The sequence below is a fragment of the Tateyamaria algicola genome (assembly GCF_047715485.1).
GTDB lineage: Bacteria > Pseudomonadota > Alphaproteobacteria > Rhodobacterales > Rhodobacteraceae > Tateyamaria.
In genome coordinates, this window is the sequence record NZ_CP180422.1 from 985276 (window position 1) to 1006774 (window position 21499).

The following is a 21499-nucleotide window of genomic DNA, read 5'->3' on the forward strand; positions in this document are numbered from 1 at the left end:
GAATTGTAAGACAGTCTCAGGCTGACAATTGCACGCCGAAGATCAAGGCCCGAAGGTCCAAGACCATTATGAAGCAAATTTCACGCGCACTAGACCTTGCTGTAGCGCCTACTTGCTCTTAGGTCATCTTCCGCCCGTAAAAGGCGAAGCAATACCCGCTATGCTATCTTCGCCTTGAGACATCTCCACATTTGCTCTAGCGCGGACTAATCAAGAAAAGGGACAAACCATGAAAGATATCGATTGGGACGCGCTTTCGCTGGACGATCTGAAGAACATTCAAAAGAAGGCGGCCAAGGCCATCGAAGGCTTTGAGACGCGCAAGCGCAAGGAAGCACTGGCAGCCGTAGAAGCCAAGGCGGCGGAGATGGGCTTCAGCCTAAGCGAGTTGACTGGCGGCACAAAAACCAAAAGCACAAAATCAGCACCCAAGTACTGTCATCCCGAAAATCCGGCTAAAACCTGGACTGGCAAAGGTCGCCAACCTAATTGGATCAAAGAAGCACTTGCGAATGGCAAAACGCTTGAAGACCTGTTGATCCTTAAGTGAAGTCAAAAAAGAGGCGCGTCGCCCAGTGCGCCTCTTTCCCACTTGTAGAGTGACACAATACTCTCGTCCGGACGATGCATGAATTGCGCAACATCTTCATTGTCCGGCGGCTGATCTTCCCTGAACATTCGGTCACTGGCGAAGATCGTTCCTGAACCGTAGCAAACGCGCGTGACCTGACAACGGTGGCGTTTGGGGTCAGTTCAGACATATACCTTTGGCGCTGCCAACACGCTGTTTGCTCGAAGAAAACGGCAGGAAGCCAATGGGGGAATGGCTCCTGCTCAAACCGGAGTCGCGATGCGCGACATTGCAGGTGTCAAAATCTGCATGCGAGAGGAGCCAACCCAATATTATCACCACAATCGGCGCGGTCTGGCAAAGAGCATTTTTTTGGACTATGGGCTCACCGCCACCGAGTAGGTAGTGTTCAACAAGTCCCTGCGGCGGGCGCAATTCCTGCAGTTCATTGCCGAAAAGCTAGGGCCCCGTCTGTACATCTTGGAGGCTTACAGCAGAGCACATCGTCGGGCCCGTGAAATGACTGTCTAGGTCACAACGTTCGTTTGATCGTTAGGTTCGGCGTCATGGTTGCGGGTTTTGGAAATAGAAACGGCCAGCCAATTTCTTGGCTGGCCGTTGCTCGTAGTGTGTCCCGCGTCATCCGTTACTCAAACCAGCCTTTTTTGAGAGAGCACTTCACCTTCTTGTGGTGCGGCTGATCGGTGAATTCTCGGAACGCATAAGCCGGAATGCTTGAGTATTCTTTCCCGGCTTGCACAACGACGCTTCCGACATTCTTCCATCCTTGTTTGATATCCAAAAATGACGTCTTGGTTTTTCTCTTGGGCATTTGCATCTCCTTGTTTGTGCCATGACACTGTTTCAGAATGAGAATATGTCGTAAAAGGTTCGTATTTTCAGTTATTTGCCGCGATGTGCAGTTATGATTGAGTATGTTTGTCTCATCACAAGATGTTTCAATGTCACGACACCGGGATCACACGATGATCCGCTCCAGTGCGGGAATGACAGTCTCCCAATTCGGAAAACCGGGGACACATACCGCCGTCACATGATTCCCGCTCTCGGCACCCAACAGATCCACAAACTGGCGTTCGCGTGCGTAACTCATGAAGACAGACACGACCAAAAGGCCAGATTTCAGTCCGAAATGGCGTTGGTGCAACTTGTGGCGCAAAACTTCTGCATATTGGCGCACTGACCGCTGCAGTGACTTTCGCGCGGCTTGCGAACGTACCGGTTCCGTGCCGCGATCAACCTCAAGCGCAAATACACGGTAGCCATCGGAATACTTTAGGGCGAATAGCTGATCCGGGATGAGCGTGCCCCGCTCGAGCGGAATAGCCATACCGACATCATTGATGGCAAGAAGCCGTGCTGCGGGAATATATTCCAGGCCCGCCCGTGTTGCGCTGATTTCAATGGCGCTGGAAACGCTGGCGACCCAAAACCCGTGCCACCAGTGTCCGGTAGGGCGGGCGTGACGCTCCAGCACATGGTGATACGCGAGATACTCGTATCCCTTGGCGGATAGGTCATACACATGTGCGTTGAAATTGGCTTTGGCAATTTGTTCCTGTTGCTTCGGCCGGACAAGGTATCCGGCGTCTGTCAGCGCCTGCAAACGTCGTAAAGACGTATCTTTGCAGCGGTGGGTGTCTTGGGTCAGCTTAAACAGGAACGCGCTGCTTTGCGGGCCATGGCGGTCAATATGCGCCATCCAACGAAGCTCACGAACGGTAGGCAGAAGATCGGGAGACACTTTGGCTTTGGATCGGGTCATGCCCCGGACCATACGCCTGGTCAAAGCTCCGGCGATGGCTCCCACGGGTCTTCATCGTCTTTTTTCGGAGGGATGATTTCCGGTTCCTCCAGTTCCGGTTCGCCTTGGTCAGCCTTGGGTACCCATGGTTCAGCATAAGCTTCGCGGCTGTGTTGCACGATGGCCTCACGTTCTTCCTTTGTCGTCTTCGGATACTTCTCCAAAACGAAAAACGGGAAGGCAATCGGCACTGCTCGATTGGTGAGCCCGCGCAAAAAGGTGGCAAACGTGCCTTTCGGTTGGCTCTGGATCATCTCGGCATCAGCGCTCATTTGACTCGCCAGCGCACGCGCGTCTTTCGCCGATACACCGCCGGCCAATTTGATTGACGTGTTCGCTTCCATCGCGTCCGGTAATCCAGACGATAGTTGACCCAAAAACTGATGAGCCATGGTGAGACCGACTCGATACTTGCGCGCTTGGCTCAAGATGATTCCGATATTGGCATCAAAATAGTCCTGTGCTTCGTCGATGTAGATATGGGTAGCCAGCCGATCCCATTCTGGGATGGTGGCGCGCTCTTGGGCCGCTTGAGTGATCAGCGCGATAAAGAATCGCCCAAAGATCTCTGTTCCTTCTTCCTTAAGAAGCGACTTTGACGTGTTGATTAGGATCAGCTTGCCCGCGTTGAGCTCACTGAACATGTCGAACTTGGATTGCGGGTTTGAGAACATCCGTTCGAAGGTCTGGTTTTCGAGCACGCCATAAAGGCGACGCAACACTTGCGTTTTCGTGCCGTTAAACTCTTTGCTATCGAATTCGGTCTCGAAAAAGCGCCGCGGTGTCCCTTCCAGCCGAGAGATGTACTCGCCGTACTTTTCTGTGCCGCCGGGTTCCAGCAAATCTCGCAATGTATGTATGGTCGCGTCTGGAATGTGGAACATCAGCCGCGTCACGTAGCGAAATACGACACTTTGTTTGGATGTCATTCCAGCTGATAGCAGAGTGCCCAGGACGTAGTCGTAGAGCTCAATAATCGAATTGGTCAGCCGCTCTTGTTCCAGCGACGTGTAGCTGCTCAAGCGATCGACACCTACGGAGAACAGGTTCAGACATACCGGGAATTTGATATCTTCCGGATCAATCAAGACGATCTGTTCGGGCGGCAAATGGCGTGCGGCCAGAAGAGTGCGGATCAGATCACCCTGGCTGTCAATGACGACCACCGATTTCCGACGCTCGGCTACATCTGGCAAGTCTTTTGCGATCAGATATTGCAAGGTTTGGGTCTTGCCGTGCCCGCTACCCGCAACGACATGCATATGTTCAAACCGCAGATCATCTGGGATTTCGAACGGGGTTTTAAGGCCAAACAGGTCTTTTAACGTGGTCCCTTTGAGGTACGTCTCAACCGCGTCGTCGCCTTTGTAGTCGGCGGGGAAGACTGGGTTGACACGATGTGTTTGACGCAGGTTGTTGTCCAACTGATCGCGCAGCGCTTTGAAGTGATTGTACCCCGTATCCTGAAATAACGGGCTGATGATTTGTGCGATTGTTGGTCCAAGCGGCGTAAGAAACTGCGTAACCGGCACCAGCACATCGCCGTCCATCGGTGGGGCTGCACGCGCGATTGGCGACAGCGCTTGGCTGATAACATTGAGCGCAGATAAGAGCATTTGCCGGTCGTTCCGAGCCTGCCCCTGTCGAGCCACTAGGTCACGGTACCGCCCGCCTTCGACCGTGTTGCAAAGTTCGGGCGGGGGTGGAATGTCGAGCGACAGCCCTTCGCCGTCAAAAAGCGCCACGCCAAACTCAAGAAGCTGCGATCGAAGCACATCTGGCATATTGCGAACCCAATGCTTGGCCAAGGCTGCTTCGATTTCCGCTTCGTCTAACGAGACCTGACCCGCCAACGCATGGTGATAGAGCCGCAGTGTTTCTTCGCGCGCCAGCCGTTCCAACCGTGCTGGACTTTCAAGCCAGAGACGCACTCCGACATATACTGCGATGCCAAGCAGAAACATCGGTGTGACGACAACGGCCAGAAAGACAAGACCGACGAGAATGATCGATGCACCTACCAGACTGCTGAAAAGATGTTCGAAATTTCGATCCATCAGTACTCAACCACGAATTCGTCCGCGAGCTCCGCGTTGTCGCCAATCCAGTCTTTGAGCTGTCGCAGAGCGTCCAGCAGTCTTTCCTCGTATAGCTTTCCAGCAGATGGATGAGCCGTGAGAAAGTGATCGATTTTGCCGTTCGTCAGGTCGCCGACGAGGAGTTCAAACTTGTCATCGCGATCATCAACCTTTGCCGTGGCCGGGCGTCGATCCACGAGTTTGGTTTTCAAAAGGTGTCGTTGCCGCAGAATTTGCAACTCTTCATGTGAAAACAGAACAGTGCAGGAAACTTGCGTATAGGGCGTCTTGAACAACAAACCCTTTCGAACTGTCTCATGCTTCAATTTGATACGCATACATCGACTTTCATTATCTGTCGGCCGGTGGACCTCGGGCGTGCATGGGCGAGTGGGTCCAGGGGACCTTCATCTGTCCAAAAGACAGATGAAGTCGCGGTGGCGATTTAAAAGAATTGTTCCGCTATGTTCCGCAGTAGCTGCCCCTGATCCACAAACACCACCCCCATGCGGGTTGGGGGTATGTATGAGGGTCAAGTCGCCTCAGTTTCGGCGAGCAATTTGCGGACGTGCGCTTCCGCATCAACTCGATACGCAAAAGACTCGTTGCGAACGCAATACTGTCCATTTCGAAATGAGATATGGTCTTCCACTGTGGCCAGTGGAACTTCCGGCGTATTCTCTAACAAGGGCTGATTTTCCTTTGTGAGAGATGTCTGCACTTGATCAACTTTAGCTAACGCAAGATCTGCATCCTGAGACGTTGCCGCGTAGGAGACCTCAGATTCACCAGCGTCTTCTTGCGCTGGTTCTTGATCTTGTTGTGGTGCTGGTGAAACCCGATAACCCTCGCGCGTCGGACGAGTTTGCACCAGAGCTTGCCGTGACAATTCGAGTTGCTCACGAGCCACCTGCAGGGATTGCTGGGCGTATTCTGCGCTATCTACGCTGGCACGACCAAGTTGCGCCATAATCAGTCCAAACAGCCCGCCCATACCAACTGTTAGGCCAACGGCTATGACTGCAATGACGGCGATAATACCTATGTTACCACCCGCATCACTGGTACTCATGAATAACGCGCCAATGACACATAACACGCCGAGACCAATCACCGATTTGCTGAAGAATTCCATAAAGCTGTAAAGACCGCGTGCGGCTTCATATGAACGCATAATTTACCCCTCTCCCAATAAGGGAATGCTGCCAGTTGACGCTATTCGGAGTCAATTGATTTGTAGCAAGAACGTGACTGTCAAAAAGGGTGGTCCATGTCGAACCTAGTGTTAATTCAGTGACTGTTCGTATCATCTATTTCGGAATCTTGCCGCGTTCGCTGGCCCATGTCAGCAGCCAAAGCCATACCCAAATTGGGGGAATTGACACATCTGGAAATGCAAGGGGCCTATAGTCCTCGGTCCCAGGTGGGAAATCACCAGCGGTCAGCAACGCACTACCCCTCCCCATCATTACCACCAACGGCCAACTCTTCTTCAATTTTACTTCTGCGAGCATGTATTCCATCCAAGTAACTTAGTGCCACGAGCGAGACGCCAAGCGAAACAAACATAGGCTCGGCGCGCTCAAGCGCAGGCCAAAGCATCCAAACGGTAAGGATGAACCCGCAAACAATTCCCATGGCCAATTCGAAAGCCGTCACTGTCGAAGCTCCAAGGCTTGGCCCAGCAGATTTGGCACCTAAAAAAGCCACCCTAAATAAGTCCACAGCGTGCAAAATAGGAGCGAAAAAAATTGATACGGCAAAGCCAAAAGCCTCAAGCAACCCATCTGACCAAAGGGCCTGGAAGGCCAAGTATCCGAGACACAATGCCAAGAATGCTCCAACGGTAACAACAGTACTCAATGTCCAGCCTCCTTTTTGACCATCTTTGCCAACAGCCGTCGCAGCGGAGCAAAGGTCAAAACCTTATTCCCTCCGCGATTGAAAGACTTGTTATCAAGACGCATCAGCCATGCTCCTTTTTGTTGCCAAAATCTTACCTTACGAGCCGCCCTCCCCCAAGGTCGGTTCGAGCCCAAACTCACCGATGCTGCACTGTGCGCGAATATCCGATCCTTGAGCGACAGCCAAAAAAACTTGGCAAAATCAACCAAGTAATTGCCAAGCGTTTGTGGCTGAGAATAATTCAATTATCTCGGTTGCATCTCTGGGAGTGACAAAACGACCGTTTCTATGGGGATAAACACCGACTGCATGAACGCCAAAGGGGTGCCAAACGGCAAGAGCCACGGGTGTGACAGGGCGGGGCGGTTAAACACTAAGCTAGCGGACGCTAACTTTGGTCTTTGTTGAGCCTCTCAGCATGCTCAGAAACCATAAAGTACCAGCTTGCCTGTTTTTTTGCTGGGCGGTTCAGAACACTGTTTGCAGCAGTTTCGATTGGCTTCTGTAAAACACTCCCAAATATGGGAAACATACCAATCGGCGATGATAAGAAGGAGATCATCTTCGATTTTCGTGCTTCCCTTTCCTGAAGCTTGATTATCTCTCCCAGCTTTCGAATGACAAAGCTCTCGTCGATTTCATCTTCCTCGATTATCGCCCTGTTAATCGTTTCCCGAAGGCTCGAAATTCTCTTGTCGCGTGCCATTTCCAGTATATTTTCCATGGGCCATTCCCTGACGTCAGGAAACGCAAACTTAAACAACCTTTTTATCCCTTCCGAATGGGCACTTCCTTCGTATTCACCACTACTCAATACCACCTTTCGTTCATAGAAGGGCACAATATCTGACCAATCAAAAACCGCCGCATCCAAAGCCTCACATAACAGGAGGTTGGTGTTCATATACTCAATATAGGGCTTGATCCGTTCAACAAGAGTTGCGAGCAGAGCGCCTCTATCGGCCGCTTCACGAACCAGATCAAATCTCAATATCCCAGGTTCCGCTGACTTCAATCTTTTAGTGGAAGCGATAAACGCTTTGTCGGACATAACGATATGCATGTTCATCGACAAAAACATCATTGCTTCGTCCAAATTCTTGGGGTCGTCACGAAGCTTGCTAACCCCGATTTGCTGAATTTCGTCTTCGAACAAGTTCAAATGCGCAATCCATTCAGTCAATGACTCTGAGAACGCATCCTCATATTCCCAGGCGCGCTTGAGGTCCTTGGTCATGATCTGTTCAAGAAGATCAGCGCGCTCTGAGATGATGGATGAATAGTCAACGGCTTGCACAATCCCCTCTTGTTTTAGGTCATGCAATATGGCCGCATATCGGCTGAACTGAGCGCTCTCCGTCCTATTTAAGCGGTCTAGAGTATCAGCATCTACAATTAGTTCAGAAGATAGTAGGATAGCAGAAAAGTCAGGAACAAAGTCCCTGTGTTTAGTCGAAAATACGGCGGGAGGCATACGGGAAAAGTAGTCGTTTGTCAGACTTACCGATCGCCTGCCGCTTATCCCAAAGGAAGACAAGAATGTTCTCATGGCAAACCCTCGAACAAGAAATTTCGGACAATTGTAAGCCTATTGCCAAGATAACTAGCGGTACCAGAAATGTCGATGGACCCAAGCGCGATGTACAACGTTTCTACTGAAGCGGATTGTAGGTGATTTTCCAAGCTTGTTTAGGAATTCCTCTGCTGGCGATCTGAAACCGACGACCCCCAAATGCCCACCAAGCCGAACAATTCGGAAAATCCGGCCACATTACTTGTGCGAAAGTTCTACCGGCCACGGGCGATGTGTAAGATTCGCTGACTTCGAAGCTGCGATAGGTCAAAACTCAAGGGTTTTCATCGCCGGCGAAAACTACCCGTATTTTTTGGTGCCGCCTCTTTCTGAAAGCTGGCGTTAGCGCAGCCGCAGCGAATGCTCACTAGGTCCGCTGTCCGCTCGATCAGTTCGTTCCGCGCAAGGTCTGCTTCGGGGCTGGGATCACAAGCTTATCTCAACTGCTCCTCTCGCCCGCGCAGCAAGCCCACTAGCTCGCCCGATGCCCTACTTCTGTTCTTTCGCGGCCAAGACCAATTGGGCTCCGCTTTGTTCTGCAGAGTGTTCCGCAAACGCTGCAGCCTAATGTCCTTTCTGGATTTCTGGAGTGGTGCAAATCGACGGTAAATCTCGTTCTCCAGACCGTCGCAACACAGATGGCCGTAAGTTCGACTGACAGTGTCGGTGTTTGAGTGGCCGAGCTGTTTCGCAATCATTGCGAGCGGCGTACCTGCTTGTAACAGTTGGCTTGCATATGTGTGCCGAAGCCCATGAAACACGAAACTCTCCGGCAATCCTGCCCGTCTCACGGCTTCCTTGAACAAGTGCTTATGGCAGCCAGACCAAGACCGTCCTGACGCCATTCTAAAAACCAGATCCTCATCATCCAATGTTTCGACTTGGTCCAAAAAGAACGTCATGCCTTCGTTTGGCAGTATGACGTAGCGTCCCCGATAGCTTTTCATGGGAGCCACGTAGATGCCAAATACATGGCCTCCAACGTCTCGCACTTTCAGGCGGGCGAGCTCAGATACTCGACAGCCGGAGTAATGCGCGCCTTGAACCAATAGTGCCAGATCTGGCCTACACCACCGCACGACAGCGATTACAGCGGCCATTGCTGCTTGGTGCAGCAACGGCGGCAATGCACCGCTTTCTGCAATACAGATAAGTGCAATTGGTGGCAGCGAAACGGCACCCTAAAAGCTCTCCCGTGCCCGATCCGGATGTTCTTGTTTTCATTTCGAAGACGATGCCGAATTTACTGCGATGCAGCTCCAAACGTTACTTGTTGTTGGGACGGTTATGCCGTCAACCTTCGTTGAGCGAAATTCAAACATCAAAAGAAGGAAACAAACACGTTAGCCGTTATTCAATACTATGCTGCTTTAGCATACCGCTGTCTACACGAGCAGTCACTCCAATGCGCCAAAGCTGACAGTTTTGCTTTCACTGCCCGAGCGCTTCTGATGCGGCGGAGAAACGTTTCCACCCAGGCACTGTCGCGAAAGGATCGACGTCTTTCCACTTAGGGTGAAAGCTCGGGTCAGATTGCAGGCGTGGGAGAGCGCCCAAAAGATCTTCAGTGAAGTTTCGAACACGGTCATAACGGGAGCTGCTGGACTTCCAATTGTATGCTGCGAGGACTGCGCCCACGGCAATGCTTTCAATTGAAACTCCTTCCCGAACCAAGTTCGGGTAGTCGGACGAGGTCAACACGGTCGAAATGTATCCCCTGTCTTCGAGCTGGCGATCGATCTCAACCGGTAGCAATTTAACACCGTCTCCCAAGGTAATCTCGCTAAAGTATGAAGCTGGCTTGCCAACGACAAAAACCGCGCCGGCAAGATCACCCGAGCGGACGCCACTCACCGCCTCGGAGTTCGACATGTTTAGCGGGATCGGTGCGATGCCGAAGCTACCGAAGACCTGTGTAGACGTCAGAAACGTACCACTTCCTGCGCCTCCCATGCTGACCCGTTGGCCGTCCAAATCCTTGATTGAGAGGATATCTTCGCGCACAAGGAAGTGGATTTCTTCATTATACAATTTCATAACGTAATTGATTTTCGATCCGATATCACTGACGCCTTCAACGCCATTTTGTCGATACCACTCCAAAACATCAGATTGCACGATGGCGAGGTCCACACCGCGCAGAAACAGCAGGTCGTCCACATTCTTGATTGAGCCACGCCCCAATTGTGCAATAACGCGAAGACGACCTTCTTGGTCTAGGGCGTCGGCCATGTCTTGTGCAAACCGACTGTATGTGCCACGCACTGACCCGGCCATGATCCCAACAGTATCGCGGTTTGCTGATGCGCTCCCCTGAGCGGTTACAGACGATGGTTGAAGCGCTGCCCCAATAAAAATTGCGATGGCAAGGATGGCTGATTGGAGTACTGTCATTTTGTTTCCCTTTAGTCTAATCGAATTTGAAGCGTTCAAGCGCGTCCTGGAATGTTTGGTCGGAGCCTGTTTCCGCAGAGCTTCCGCCGTCTGGCGTAGTCTGAGTCTGAGGCGACTGTGTCGATTGCTGCTGTCGCTGAGCGCTGTCTGGAGTCTCAGAGGGCGTTTGGTTGCCATCCACCCCGTAAAGGAGTGTGTCGAGCGTCAGGTCAGCTTGAAAGTCGAAAGGCTTTCCTTGAGCGGCTGCGGTCTCTTTGCGAACGATCCTGGGTGCCTCTTTCACCGGCTGCTTTTGCAAGTTGCCTAGCTTCGATGCCGCTTCGGTACGTCCGCTCGCGTCCAGTGCATCCAAGAACCCGTCCAGCGTCACGTTATGTCCACCTCGCAGCAACGTCCGTTGCGCCAGTAGAGACTCCTCCAAGAGTTCTTTTTCGTCTTCAACGGTTTCGATGAGCGCCTTGTACATGCTGGCGGCCCTTTGCTTGCGCCGGTTAAGCTGCGCAACATGCGAAGCAATCATGTACGACGCGCGATTGAATCCAACCGTTTCCACAATTGCAATGGCGTCGACAAGGTCGATGAATGGCCGCCTTTGCTGAGAAAATCTGGTAAGAGTGTGCGATGCTAACCTCTCGCTGAAACGAGGGATCGCCGCTGTGCGCCCTTCGGGCAGCGTCTTTGCAACGTCATTTGCCGCCTCCAAAACGCGGTCGAATTTGTCTGAGCCGATGTCTATACGCGACTGCTGTTCGGCGATCATCAAGATAGCTCTGATAACGGTATTCCCACTTACGTCTTTCTTCTCGGAATCACTGAGAATTTGCCGAGCTGTGTCAAGAAGCTCTGCTTGCTCGCCAGGATTCAGTATCCCGAAATCGGCGGAGTCGAGTATCGCGTCGATATAGTGATCGTCGTGCGCGTCCCAGATTCCCCGGACTGATGCAGGAACGGTCCGGGCAAGCTCCAATCGCTTTCGAAGAGTCTGATTTGCGACATCGTTCTGACCTACCGAGCGGTAGAGCATCTCAAGTTGGCTGTATGTGTTCGTCAGCTCGCACATGCACTCAGCATTTGATGGATCTAACTTAAGGACGTGTTCGCGCAAGGCAGCCGAGGATTCAAGGACCGCTAGCACAGTTTCGGAGCTGTTTGTATTGAGGTGCTCCCAGTAGGTACGGACGTAAGCAGTCAAAAGCTTAGAAAGGTTCAGCTTTTCAGCGGAGGACGTGCTTACGTCCAATCCCACCAGATCCGCTTTTGACTCCTGCGCAGCCACCACGAAAACGCGAAATTCGTCTGGGTCTCTAAGATTGAACCGCGTATCAACAAAGGCCTCCATCGTGCGGTTGGCCGCTTGGTCGAATATTACCTTCTCCTCGAACGAATTCAGACCAAGTGTACCGACCTTTTCCTCAAACCTGTCGATCTCAATCGCGATGTCTTGGAAGGCTGCTACGCTGCGGTCGCCGCGGGTGCGACGTGCGACGATTGTTTCGTTGATCTCAAATAACGCGCGCCAGAGTTCCGCACGTGCCTCGGCTGCTGCCGTAGCCTCTTGCGCTTCGCGGCGAAGTATCCTCTCTTCGTTCGTCTCGAATTTCGCTAAGCGTTCTTTTTCTAGCGCTGTCTTGGCCTCTTCGAGTGCCAACTCTGTTTCTCTTTTAGCTTTTACCGCTCTTGCTTCAGAAACTTCCGCTGCCTCACGCGACTGAATTGCTTCAGCAGTTTTAGCCGCTGCAATGTTTGTTTGGAGTTTTTCAGCTTCTAGAGCTAGTTGTGTTTTCTCCTGTTCCTCTTGAAGTTGTGCAAACAACGTATCTCGCTCTAGGCGAAGTCGACGCTCTACTTCTGCCGCCACTTCGGCTCTTTCTGCAGTCGCTTCGGCTATGGCAGTCTCAGTTTCCGCAATGTTAGCTCGCCCTACCTGGTATGCCAGGTTTACGCAAAGCACGGCTAAAGAAGCTGCAACCACCAGCCCTGTTTGCCGCAAACGAGTGCTGCGTTTCTTCTCGGCTCGCAACTTTGCGTCGTCCTGCGCAATGCTCGCGTCAATAAATTCTTTGTCAGATTTGGTTAGATCGCTTGAGTGCTCTTCGTAATAAGCCCGAGCTTTGGCCAGGTTCAGACCCAACAACAGAGCGCTATCTCGGTCGCGTTCAGGCGCTTCTTCCCAAGCAAGACGATCCTCCTCAAGATGCCCTTTCCAAATCAAGAAGTCTCTACGATCATCAATCCATTCCGCGAGTTTAGCCCATGACGACAACAGCGCTTCGTGCGCAACAGACACAGTGGGCGTGCCGTCGATATCCTCGCCCATCGACAACAAGCGCCACCGCTCACCAGCGAGCTTTGTCGCGAGGTTCCACTCTGCCTCTGGGCACTCTGCCCGGCGCGCCCGGCGGCGAACTGCGCGCCCGCCCTTGGGCACATGGCACAAGCGCAGAGTAAAAAGATCCCTTAGGGTCGGCTCACTGCTTGGATGCTCGGCAATGAACCGATCCGCTTGCTTGGTCAGTGGACTGCTGATGTCAACAATATCGGTCGGAAGCCGCAGGATCGGATCGTTCCGATCACTGTTCCGCATGCTTTCCCAAGCTTCCCGCATGAGGAACGACAGCATGGGCAGGGCGCCTTCCTCCTGAGCTGCAATCTCTGCGATTTTGCTGATCAGCAGCGGTTGTTCAAAAGTAACCCCCAGGACTTCGGCAGGCCTCATGAGCATCGCCGTGATCCCCGCGTGGTCCAGCGGAGGCACATCGATGCGGTGCGTCAGAGGGAACAAGTGGGCATCAGCCTGTAAGGCGCCATAGAAATCGGAACGCAAGCTAGCCAAAACGACCAGATCGTCCCGCGGCAGGGCTTCTGCCAGAAAGCGCGCGACGAGACGCGCTTCTTCAGGCCGTGCGCGCAGGTAAAGCTCCTCCGCCTGATCCATGTACAGAACGATACGCTCTGGCGCGGAATCCCGGTGCAGCCGCGCCAGTTCCGACTTGGTTGCCTCGATTAGATCGCCAATGCCGGTTTCGCCCGACTTGCGCGACAGAAGCGGCAACCACCGAATTACCTCGGCCTCCACCTCTGCTGGTGAACTTGCGTATGCCTGGACACAGGCCGCGACAAACGACTTGAGCGGCGCATCACCTGGCGAAAAAGACAGCGTCAGCCATCGGTTGCTGTGCGACAAGGCGCCCGGCCAAGGCGCAGTTGATTGTTCATCATTCCAGCCGCATGCCCTCAGCGCTCCATACACGCCTGAAAATACCACTGAGGATTTGCCGACACCAGAGTTTCCGACCAACGTGATGAGCTTTTGGGGATGCTCGATGATGCCTGAAAGCACTCTCGCGGTCAGCTCCTCGCGTCCAAAGAAGAACGCCGCATCCTGCGCCTCCATCGCCTCTAGACCACGGTATGGGTTTGTTGCCCGCCAGGCACTTTTGGGCGAGCCCTGTTGTGGATCATGTTCAATCGCAGCCAGCAGGTTTGGCACGACGGTCAACACGTCTTTCCCGTCGCACATAAGCGCATGGAACTGTTGCAGAAACGGCAATCCCGGCGCCCTGTTCCCCAAGACAATCGGAAGAATGCGCAGATTCTGATTGGCACTATGGAGGTCCACAGCAGCGCGATACTCAATTTGTTGCCAGTACCCGACTTCGTCACCTATTAGGAGTACGACAATTGAGCTACATTCGAGCTTCGCCTGCAGCCGGTCCATCCAAAACGCACCGGCATGGTTCCTTTTAGGCGCGAAATAGACCTCTCCGTCAAAGCCTGAATTAGTCAGTTCATTATGCAGTGTTACCGCTTGGTCGTAATTCTGTGACGAATAACTGAGAAAAATTGTCATTTTTTCTTCCCAAAACGATAAAGCTAGAGGTTAGATAAGGCTTTCGTCACAACCCATGTCATGAGAGGTTAACACCGAAAATCAGTAGATCAAGGCGGTTTCGCTGAGTGGCTTTTCGTTATGGTAACCGCTCTCTTGACTGTCGACGAAGAGCGTCTTCGGTTCACTCTGCACATTGAATGCAATAGGTTTCGCAATCTCAAAGAGCTGAGATGCTTCTAGAAGGCCCATTGCAGCTCATGATTGCAGCCGTTTGGCGATCAAACCGGACCACAAGTTGATCACAGTTGCGCCCTTGTCTTTCGCGCGGGCGACAACATCCGACGTCCCGCCCGGCGGGCCATCGACACCGTCCCAAACTGCCAAGACGAGCGTGCAGGTGGAAGCCAGATAGGCCGCAAGGGCCACGTAGTCCAGTCTCACGCGCTCTGCTCCGGTCTCTACCACTTTCGCGCTCCTGATCAATCGGTCGTACGCAGCGAGATCCACGCGTCCTACGCCAGGCACCTTTTCCAAATGCTCCCTCCACAAGGGCTCGGGTAGAGCCAGCGCTGCCTCAAGTTGCCAATTTGAAGGCCGGACGGTTGCGGCAGTGAGGTCAGTACCTTCGGCCATACCGGTCACAAGCGTAACCGGGCCATCTGAACCGGGCAAGGCTACCATCGCATTCCGTAGTAGATCCGCCAGGCGTTCCGCCTCAGCCTCCGGATCGATCCGGTTCCATCTATGGCCAGCCACTGCGACACGCATAACTAATATCCTTCGAAGAACCCGCCGACGCACGTTTTGAGTTGGCCCGGCAGTTAGTCGCACCTTATTGTCTCTATAGGCAGAGTGCGAGGGGCAGATGCATAGTTACACCCGACGGCAAAACGAAAGACAGGGGAGTGGTAGTTCTTTTCGACGCTGGCTGAGCAATTGGGGCTGGTACCTGTTGATTTTGGTAATTTGGTTGACCGGCGTGATTGGCTTCCAAAAGTTTGAGGGAATTGGTGTATCGGAATCGCTATATCGATCTATGCAATTGTTCGTTGGTGAATTTCACGAGCCCAAAAATCTAGGTGACGAAGTTGTAGTAAACGGATGGCTCCATTTCGCGCGAATTGCAGCTCCACTCGCCACAATCGCGACTGTAGTCAACGCATTTTCCAGCATCATAGATCTTTGGTTCCGTCGATTCCGGCAGATCACGCGACCTAACCGGCGTGATGTGGTACTCGGCCTCGGATCTGTCGGACATGCTCTGATCCGTCACCTGGTTTCAGAAGGACGGTTGGTAACAGCCGTTGATCAGAAGATCGATGCGTCGGATCGCGCTCTCGCCGACGATGTTGGCCTCTTGATGATTGAAGGCGACTTGAGCGAGCGCCGCGTTCTGGAAATGGCTTACCTCCACAAGGCGCAGAACGTCTATGTCGCTTGCGGTAGCGATGAGGCGAATATCGAAATAGGTGCCCTCGCGGCTTCCGTTCTCAACAATTCACAAAGACGAATTAGCGGACCTGGCACCGTCCCATCCGATGATCCCGACACAAAACTCAATGTGCATCTGTCATCCACGCGCCTCGTTGCCGATCTCGGGGACGCTCGAGACCTCGGCTTCGTTCGCGGGAAGGATTTCACACCTTTCAGCCTCAAGACCGGCATTGCACGGGACTTGATGGTGCAGGCGCGTTTCGTTCAGCGTGCAGAGGACTTGGGGCAGTCCTGTGTGCACATCGTGCTCTGTGGTCTAGGAGATCATGGCGAAGCGCTGCTTATTGAGTGTCTTCTGACCGCTTATGCCGCCAACTTGGATGCGCCACACATCACCGTTTTCGACAAGGAAGCTGAGCACGCAAAACAACATTTCACAGCAGGCTACGCAACACTTATAGACGAGAGCCTGCCCGAAGATGTACGGCCAGCAATACGATTTGTGGCCAAGGATCTTCAAACGCTCGACATGGAGAACGACGCAGACTTGAAAGCCCTGGAATTGCATGAGACACCACCCACTGCATACGTCTTCGCGTGCGGCAATGATCTTGTGAACCTCAGCGCTGGTCTGCGCCTAGAAATGGCTATGCAGCGCCTGCGCCGTCGGGCAGTCCCTATTCATATTCGCTTGTGGGATCGCGTAATCGGGCCTGGTGACCTCGCAGAGGAGGACCAGGCGTCCCTCTTGCGGACCTTCGGAAATGCGCGGCAGACGGCGGCACGACTTCTGGCGGAAGCACCTGCAACTGAAGCATTGGCGCGCGACCTGCATAATACCTACCTTGCCCCGCGGTGCGAGGGAGAAAGCGTCACAGCTGCTCAGGCCCGAATGAACAAGGATTGGGCAGAATTGCCGGAACACGTACGCCGATCCAATTTCCGGGTCGCGCGACAGGCCGCCACCAAACTCATGGCCCTTGGTCTGCAATGGCGCGGCATGGACAGCGGAATATTGCCGCGACTCTCTGAGCAAACACGGGCCGAAATTGCGGCCGCCAAGACCGCACTTGATTGGTCGGCCCAATCGAGCACGGGACTAGAGGCCCGGTTGTTCGCGAGTGCGCGCGCAGAGCATGCGCGATGGATGATCGACCGCGCGATTGAGGGCTTCCGGCAAGGGCCTCACATCGAAGGGACGGACCATGAGGCTCAGCGCGACAACGAACGACGCTGGCACAATCTTATGAAACCTTTTGGCCAGTTGCGGGATGCCGAGAAACCAAGCGACCTCGCGCTTCTACAGACATTGTTGGATCGCCATGTGGATTCAGAAGCACCCTTGGCGCACTGGCGCAAAGTCACACAAGTGTCGCTCGACGCGCCGAAGCATATCAAAGGCGAGGTTCTTGCCGACGCAACAGAACTGGAGGTGACAATAGCAGCGTCGTCCAAACCTGCCCAAATCGAGGCACTGGCAACTCTGGAACAAGTTGTTATGGACTGGAGAAGAGGCAATCAAGCATGCCGCCTCCATTTGCGGCTAGGCACCCCGATCCGCGAATTACAGACCGCCTTTGGTGCCCGCAGTTCTTCGATCTTGCCTGAACTTCGCAATATGCTTGCCCAAGTGGCTAATGAGGGACTGATCTTAGATATAACTCGTTTAGAATCAAGATAACCAGCGGTCAGAGACTTTTCCGGGGTGGCCGTATCCTTAGGCGGCATAGGATAAAGTACACTTCGCCCTGCAACCAAGCTATCGGCCTTTTTCAATCAACTATGGAGCCTCGAAGGAAAATGTAGTCGGTCGTGATCTGCGCGTACTCCGTGCGGCAAAACTCCTCAGGCTCAAGAGTGTCAACCGCTGTCATTGTAACAACGGACTGAAGCCAGAGGCATTGACTATAACGAACTGTAGCGTTCGGCCTAAAACCTGAATCATCCATCACTTGTTCGGTTAGCGTCGTTGCGAGGGAGGCGCTCTTGCGCCGCCCCGTGGGGGCAGAACGGCGCAGCGCAACAGGAGTTGTTGAGCAGGTACTCTGATCTGGGTGGTTTGACTCAGGTTTCGGACCTGACGATATAACTCGTCAAATCTCGGCACAACAAGATTGGGTTCTCCCCGCACGGTTCATCATAATATCACGTCTGAATAGTCGGAGCGGTTCTCGGCGAAGTAGCGGTTTCGGTGCACGTTACTTTGACGTCCGTGTTCGACTGGTTCGGTTGCAAATTATCCAAAGCAGCGTTAGGCCTACTACAGTCGCAAAGGGATGCTACATGAGCAGATTTCAGATGACCAAAGTCCGATTTGTTCGCATCTTACCTGTCCAACCTGCCTGCGGCGAAAGTGTGGTGGCGGTTTGGGGAAAATCGACCCGCGCGAACGACCGCAGCGACGGCATGGGCTGCACTGCAACAAAAGATGTGTTGCGGGCGCGAGAGGATGCTGCGGCAGCGAAGGGTCTAAAACTGAATGACGTGTGTGGATGTATATGGACCCCGCCTTATTGCAACGGTCTGTTTGGTTTGGTTCAGGATCACGATTGCTGACGTATATCCGGCTTCTGTGAGCGGCTCGATACTTCTTCACCGCGAGCCCCGATGGATTTCCGCGTGCTTCCCCCTCATTGGCTCCAAGGCATCAGCGTAGCTGCGCCGATCCACACACCAGGTTCAAGAAGCAACGGTTCGTGTCGTTTTCACCATCCCATGCCAAGCTGCTGCAATATTCGAGTAGTTAGTTTGGTCTCTAAGCCTCTTCTTATCCGGTGAACGCCGGTTGGTACCCAGTGCGACCTGACAAGACGGCCCAGACGATCCTGGCGTTCTTGTTGGCGAGGGCGACAGCGACCACATTGGGGTGCCGCCGATCGCGCATTTGTTCGATCCACAAGCTTCTCGCGTCTGTTTTCCCAGCTGCTTTGCGAAGAACTGCACGAGCCCCATGTATCAACAGAGTGCGTAAGTATCGGTCCCCGCGTTTGCTGATCCCAAAGAGACGGGACTTACCACCGCTGGATCGCTGTTTGGGTACGAGCCCAAGCCAAGCCGCAAATTGCCGTCCGTTCTTGAAGCACGTCCGGTCACCAACAGCGGCAACCAGCGCTGTAGCGGTTATCGGCCCTATCCCCTCAATCTTGCCGATACGTTGGCACATCTCGTTGGACCGATAGAGGTCTCGGATGCGCTTTGTGTAAGCTGCAATGCGCTGATCCAATTCATTGAGTTCTTCGTGCACGTCAAAGACCAATTCGACGAGCATCTCGCCCAGCATGTGATCAACACCGTCGGCGATCTGCGACAATGTACGCCGGATCCTTGAGATGTCTCGGGCGACGACGAGGCCATGCTCAGCCAACAGCCCCCGGATTTGGTTCACCAACCTGGTTCGACCTGCCACCAATCTTTGACGGATACGATGAACGGCCTGGATCTCAAGCTGTTCCGCGGATTTGACCGGTACAAAGCGCATCGATGGTCGCCCGATGGCTTCGCAGATCGCTTCAGCATCGTTCCGGTCGTTCTTGTTGGATTTGACGTAGGGTGTCACAAACTGCGGTGAGATCAGACGAACTTCATGACCAAGATCCGCGAAGACCTTTGCCCAGTAGTGCGATCCACTACAGGCCTCCATTCCAACTGTGCAGGGCGGCAAATCAGCGAAGAACTGGGTGACAACATCGCGTCTAAGCGTCTTTTTCAGAACCGTTTCGTCCTTTGCATCCACGCCGTGGACCTCGAAGACGGACTTTGCCAAATCCAAACCAATCCGCACAATCTCCATGATATGTCTCCTTGCTTTGCAACTACGCAATCGTCGCCTCTCGAGGGCGGCGGGGTCCATACCATTGGCTCCTGCATTGCAAGCGATTTCTGTGATTGCGATGGTCTGTCAGTACAGTCGTGTGTCCGGCCTGTTTGTGTGGCGGTTGCCACTGGCCATGATGAGTTCCGCAAGCAAGGTTCCTATCGGCTAAACGACCTCGGGGGCCGCGACATTCATCGGAGTGTCCTTACTCTTGGTTGACTTCGTTTCGCATCATCACATCAAACGTCTTGCATCTCTGGGCAGGATCAAGCGATCGCCTGCCGGTATTCCTCTCCCTTGGTCAAGATTGCCCAGATGATCCGAGCGGATTTGTTTGCCATGGCGACGGTGGCGAGCCTGAAGGGCTTTTGGTCGAGCAATTTGGCGGTCCAGATGTCAGCCTTCTCCGGCTTGTTTCTTGCCATGAGCGCCCGTGATGTCATCCCGACAATCAGCAGTTTTCGGATGTATCTGTCGCCCTTCTTTGTGATCCGCCCAAGGCGCTCTCGGCCGCCGCTAGATTTGTTCAACGGAGTGAGACCTAGCCACGCGGCAAAGTCACGACCAGTCTCGAATTGTTTTGCATCGCCAATGGTAGCAACGACAGCCGAGGCTGTGATTGGTCCGATCCCTGGCATGCGCATCAGACGCCGAGCATCTGCGTCCAATCATGCGTGCTGTTCGATCAGTTTCGTCAACCCGTCGATCCGAGCATTGAGGCCGTTCAGCTGATGGCACATCACGCCGAGAATTCCGTCCGCGATCTCTGGCATTTCCAACTGTTCTTCGGCGCCATGCTCTCTGGCAAACTTAGACACAGCCTCGATGCCCGTCGGTAGGATGTGGCCAAATTCGCGAAGGATACTGCGGATCATGTTGACGACCTGGGTGCGCTGTCTAATCACCAGATCTCGAGCGCGGTGTATGGCAAGAACGGCCTGCTGGTCTTCGGACTTGATCTCGACAAAGCGCATAGTTGGTCGGCGCACCGCTTCACAGATTGCCTCGGCATCGGCTGCGTCCGTTTTGCCGCGCTTTACATAGGGTTTGACATAAGCGGCTGGCATCAGGCGAACATCGTGGCCGAGCTTGCTCAGCTCGCGCCCCCAGTGATGGGATGAACCGCAAGCCTCCATACCGACCACACATCGCGGTAATGTCTCAAAGAACGAGATCAGCTTTGCACGTTTGATCTTCTTGTTGATGATCTTGCGTCCGGTGGCTGAAATACAGTGCACCTGAAAAACGTCCTTGGCCAAATCCAGGCCCACAGTCTTTACTGTCATTGGGTGGCTCCTTTCCTAGCAGTCGATAACAACTGCACTTTGGCACGTTCGATGCCGGTGGAGCAGGAGCCATCCACCTCATCCGCAAAGTCCGCATAGCCGACATCGGAAACGCTGAGAGCGAGGTCTGCTTTATGGGTTGCTGTGGTCGCACCGCTGCTACTCAAAGCCGTCCCACATCCAGTCAGAAACGAAGAGCTGATCTGGGCCCAACAGGGTCGCATAAATGGCAGTGGTCTTCATTGACGCATGCCCCATCCATTTCTGTAGCATATGCGCTGGAACGCCGGTCATTGTGGCACGGGCGGCATAGCCGTGACGTAACCCTTTTGGGCAGGCTTTGGGTCCTGAAATCTCTGCGCGACGCATCACGTCTTTCACCCAACGATACGCTGTGATGCGTGGCACCGGACCCATTCCAACTGGCCAAAGCCAATGGTCCGGCTCACGTAGTTCGAAACAAAACTCACTGACAAGCGCCTGTGGCATTGGCACTTCGCGGACCTCGCTTTTGTCGCGTTTCTTGAGGCTGCGCTCGGACAAAATACGCGCATCAAACTGGAGGTCTTCACCTCTGAGGTAACGCGCTTCAGAAATACGAACGCCGGTGTACGCAAGTGTCAGGCAAAAGCGACGAATAGGCGTTGGCATGCGTTCGGCAGCCGCGACGAAGCGCTGTAACTCATGTGAGTTGAGGTACAGTCGCTCGTTTCGCGCGCTGTATAGACGCATACCGCTTGGTTGATGTGACATAATTTTCGAGCTGGTCCGCCAGTTTGCGATTGAT

General features: G+C 53.5%; 17 protein-coding genes and 1 pseudogene. 3 read left to right on the forward strand and 15 right to left on the reverse strand.

Going from position 1 to position 21499, the window contains the following annotated elements; translation table 11 throughout:
- Positions 1-229: 229 nt before the first annotated feature.
- On the forward strand, positions 230-550 hold the full coding sequence (locus tag ACMHLQ_RS07235) for an H-NS family nucleoid-associated regulatory protein (protein WP_415404111.1): 321 nt from the start codon (positions 230-232) through the stop codon (positions 548-550).
- A gap of 667 nt (positions 551-1217) precedes the next feature.
- Here ACMHLQ_RS07235 and ACMHLQ_RS07240 read toward each other — a convergent pair.
- The 12 genes from ACMHLQ_RS07240 to ACMHLQ_RS07295 form a co-directional block, all read right to left on the reverse strand.
- Positions 1218-1403 (reverse strand): hypothetical protein, encoded by a 186-nt coding sequence (locus ACMHLQ_RS07240; RefSeq protein ID WP_415404112.1) that lies wholly within the window; start codon positions 1401-1403, stop codon positions 1218-1220.
- 147 nt (positions 1404-1550) lie between these two features.
- Positions 1551-2357 carry a replication-relaxation family protein gene (locus ACMHLQ_RS07245; RefSeq protein ID WP_415404113.1) on the reverse strand — a complete coding sequence of 269 codons (807 nt, stop codon included), beginning with the start codon at positions 2355-2357 and terminating at the stop codon, positions 1551-1553.
- Between the two features lie 20 nt (positions 2358-2377).
- Complete coding sequence (locus ACMHLQ_RS07250; RefSeq protein ID WP_415404114.1) at positions 2378-4453, reverse strand: type IV secretory system conjugative DNA transfer family protein; 2076 nt, start codon at positions 4451-4453, stop codon at positions 2378-2380.
- Positions 4453-4812, reverse strand: a complete 360-nt coding sequence (locus ACMHLQ_RS07255) for a hypothetical protein (RefSeq protein ID WP_415404115.1) — start codon at positions 4810-4812, stop codon at positions 4453-4455. Before ACMHLQ_RS07255 ends, ACMHLQ_RS07250 begins: the two co-directional genes overlap by 1 nt.
- A 194-nt stretch (positions 4813-5006) precedes the next feature.
- A complete protein-coding gene (locus ACMHLQ_RS07260; RefSeq protein ID WP_415404116.1) occupies positions 5007-5648 on the reverse strand; it encodes a hypothetical protein in 642 nt (213 codons plus the stop codon).
- Positions 5649-5926: 278 nt separating this feature from the next.
- Entirely contained in the window at positions 5927-6337 is a 411-nt protein-coding gene (locus ACMHLQ_RS07265) for a hypothetical protein (protein WP_415404117.1), read from the reverse strand.
- Entirely contained in the window at positions 6334-6588 is a 255-nt protein-coding gene (locus tag ACMHLQ_RS07270; RefSeq protein ID WP_415404118.1) for a hypothetical protein, read from the reverse strand. Before ACMHLQ_RS07270 ends, ACMHLQ_RS07265 begins: the two co-directional genes overlap by 4 nt.
- Positions 6589-6767: 179 nt before the next feature.
- Positions 6768-7928: a hypothetical protein gene (locus ACMHLQ_RS07275; protein ID WP_415404119.1), complete on the reverse strand. Its 1161-nt coding sequence runs from the start codon at positions 7926-7928 to the stop codon at positions 6768-6770.
- 458 nt (positions 7929-8386) lie between these two features.
- A complete protein-coding gene (locus ACMHLQ_RS07280) occupies positions 8387-9052 on the reverse strand; it encodes a tyrosine-type recombinase/integrase (protein ID WP_415404120.1) in 666 nt (221 codons plus the stop codon).
- Positions 9053-9383: 331 nt separating this feature from the next.
- Positions 9384-10346, reverse strand: a complete 963-nt coding sequence (locus tag ACMHLQ_RS07285) for a TAXI family TRAP transporter solute-binding subunit (RefSeq protein ID WP_415404121.1) — start codon at positions 10344-10346, stop codon at positions 9384-9386.
- A gap of 16 nt (positions 10347-10362) precedes the next feature.
- Entirely contained in the window at positions 10363-14196 is a 3834-nt protein-coding gene (locus ACMHLQ_RS07290; RefSeq protein ID WP_415404122.1) for a TIR domain-containing protein, read from the reverse strand.
- Between the two features lie 237 nt (positions 14197-14433).
- Complete coding sequence (locus ACMHLQ_RS07295; protein ID WP_415404123.1) at positions 14434-14619, reverse strand: hypothetical protein; 186 nt, start codon at positions 14617-14619, stop codon at positions 14434-14436.
- A 424-nt stretch (positions 14620-15043) separates the two neighbouring features.
- Between ACMHLQ_RS07295 and ACMHLQ_RS07300 the strand changes: the two genes are divergently transcribed.
- On the forward strand, positions 15044-17293 hold the full coding sequence (locus tag ACMHLQ_RS07300) for an NAD-binding protein (protein ID WP_415404124.1): 2250 nt from the start codon (positions 15044-15046) through the stop codon (positions 17291-17293).
- Between the two features lie 602 nt (positions 17294-17895).
- Positions 17896-18168, forward strand: a complete 273-nt coding sequence (locus ACMHLQ_RS07305; protein WP_415404125.1) for a hypothetical protein — start codon at positions 17896-17898, stop codon at positions 18166-18168.
- 211 nt (positions 18169-18379) lie between these two features.
- Here the strand turns inward: ACMHLQ_RS07305 and ACMHLQ_RS07310 are convergent, their stop codons facing one another.
- The 3 genes and pseudogenes from ACMHLQ_RS07310 to ACMHLQ_RS07320 all read right to left on the reverse strand — a co-directional run bounded on the left by ACMHLQ_RS07310 (position 18380) and on the right by ACMHLQ_RS07320 (position 21465).
- The gene (locus ACMHLQ_RS07310; RefSeq protein ID WP_415404126.1) at positions 18380-19402 is read right to left on the reverse strand and encodes an IS110 family transposase; all 1023 of its coding nucleotides are present in this window, start codon (positions 19400-19402) and stop codon (positions 18380-18382) included.
- Positions 19403-19692: 290 nt separating this feature from the next.
- Positions 19693-20712: pseudogene (locus ACMHLQ_RS07315) on the reverse strand (IS110 family transposase).
- 159 nt (positions 20713-20871) lie between these two features.
- Positions 20872-21465, reverse strand: coding sequence for a tyrosine-type recombinase/integrase (locus ACMHLQ_RS07320; RefSeq protein ID WP_415404127.1), 594 nt, complete (start codon positions 21463-21465; stop codon positions 20872-20874).
- Between the last annotated feature and the right edge of the window lie 34 nt (positions 21466-21499).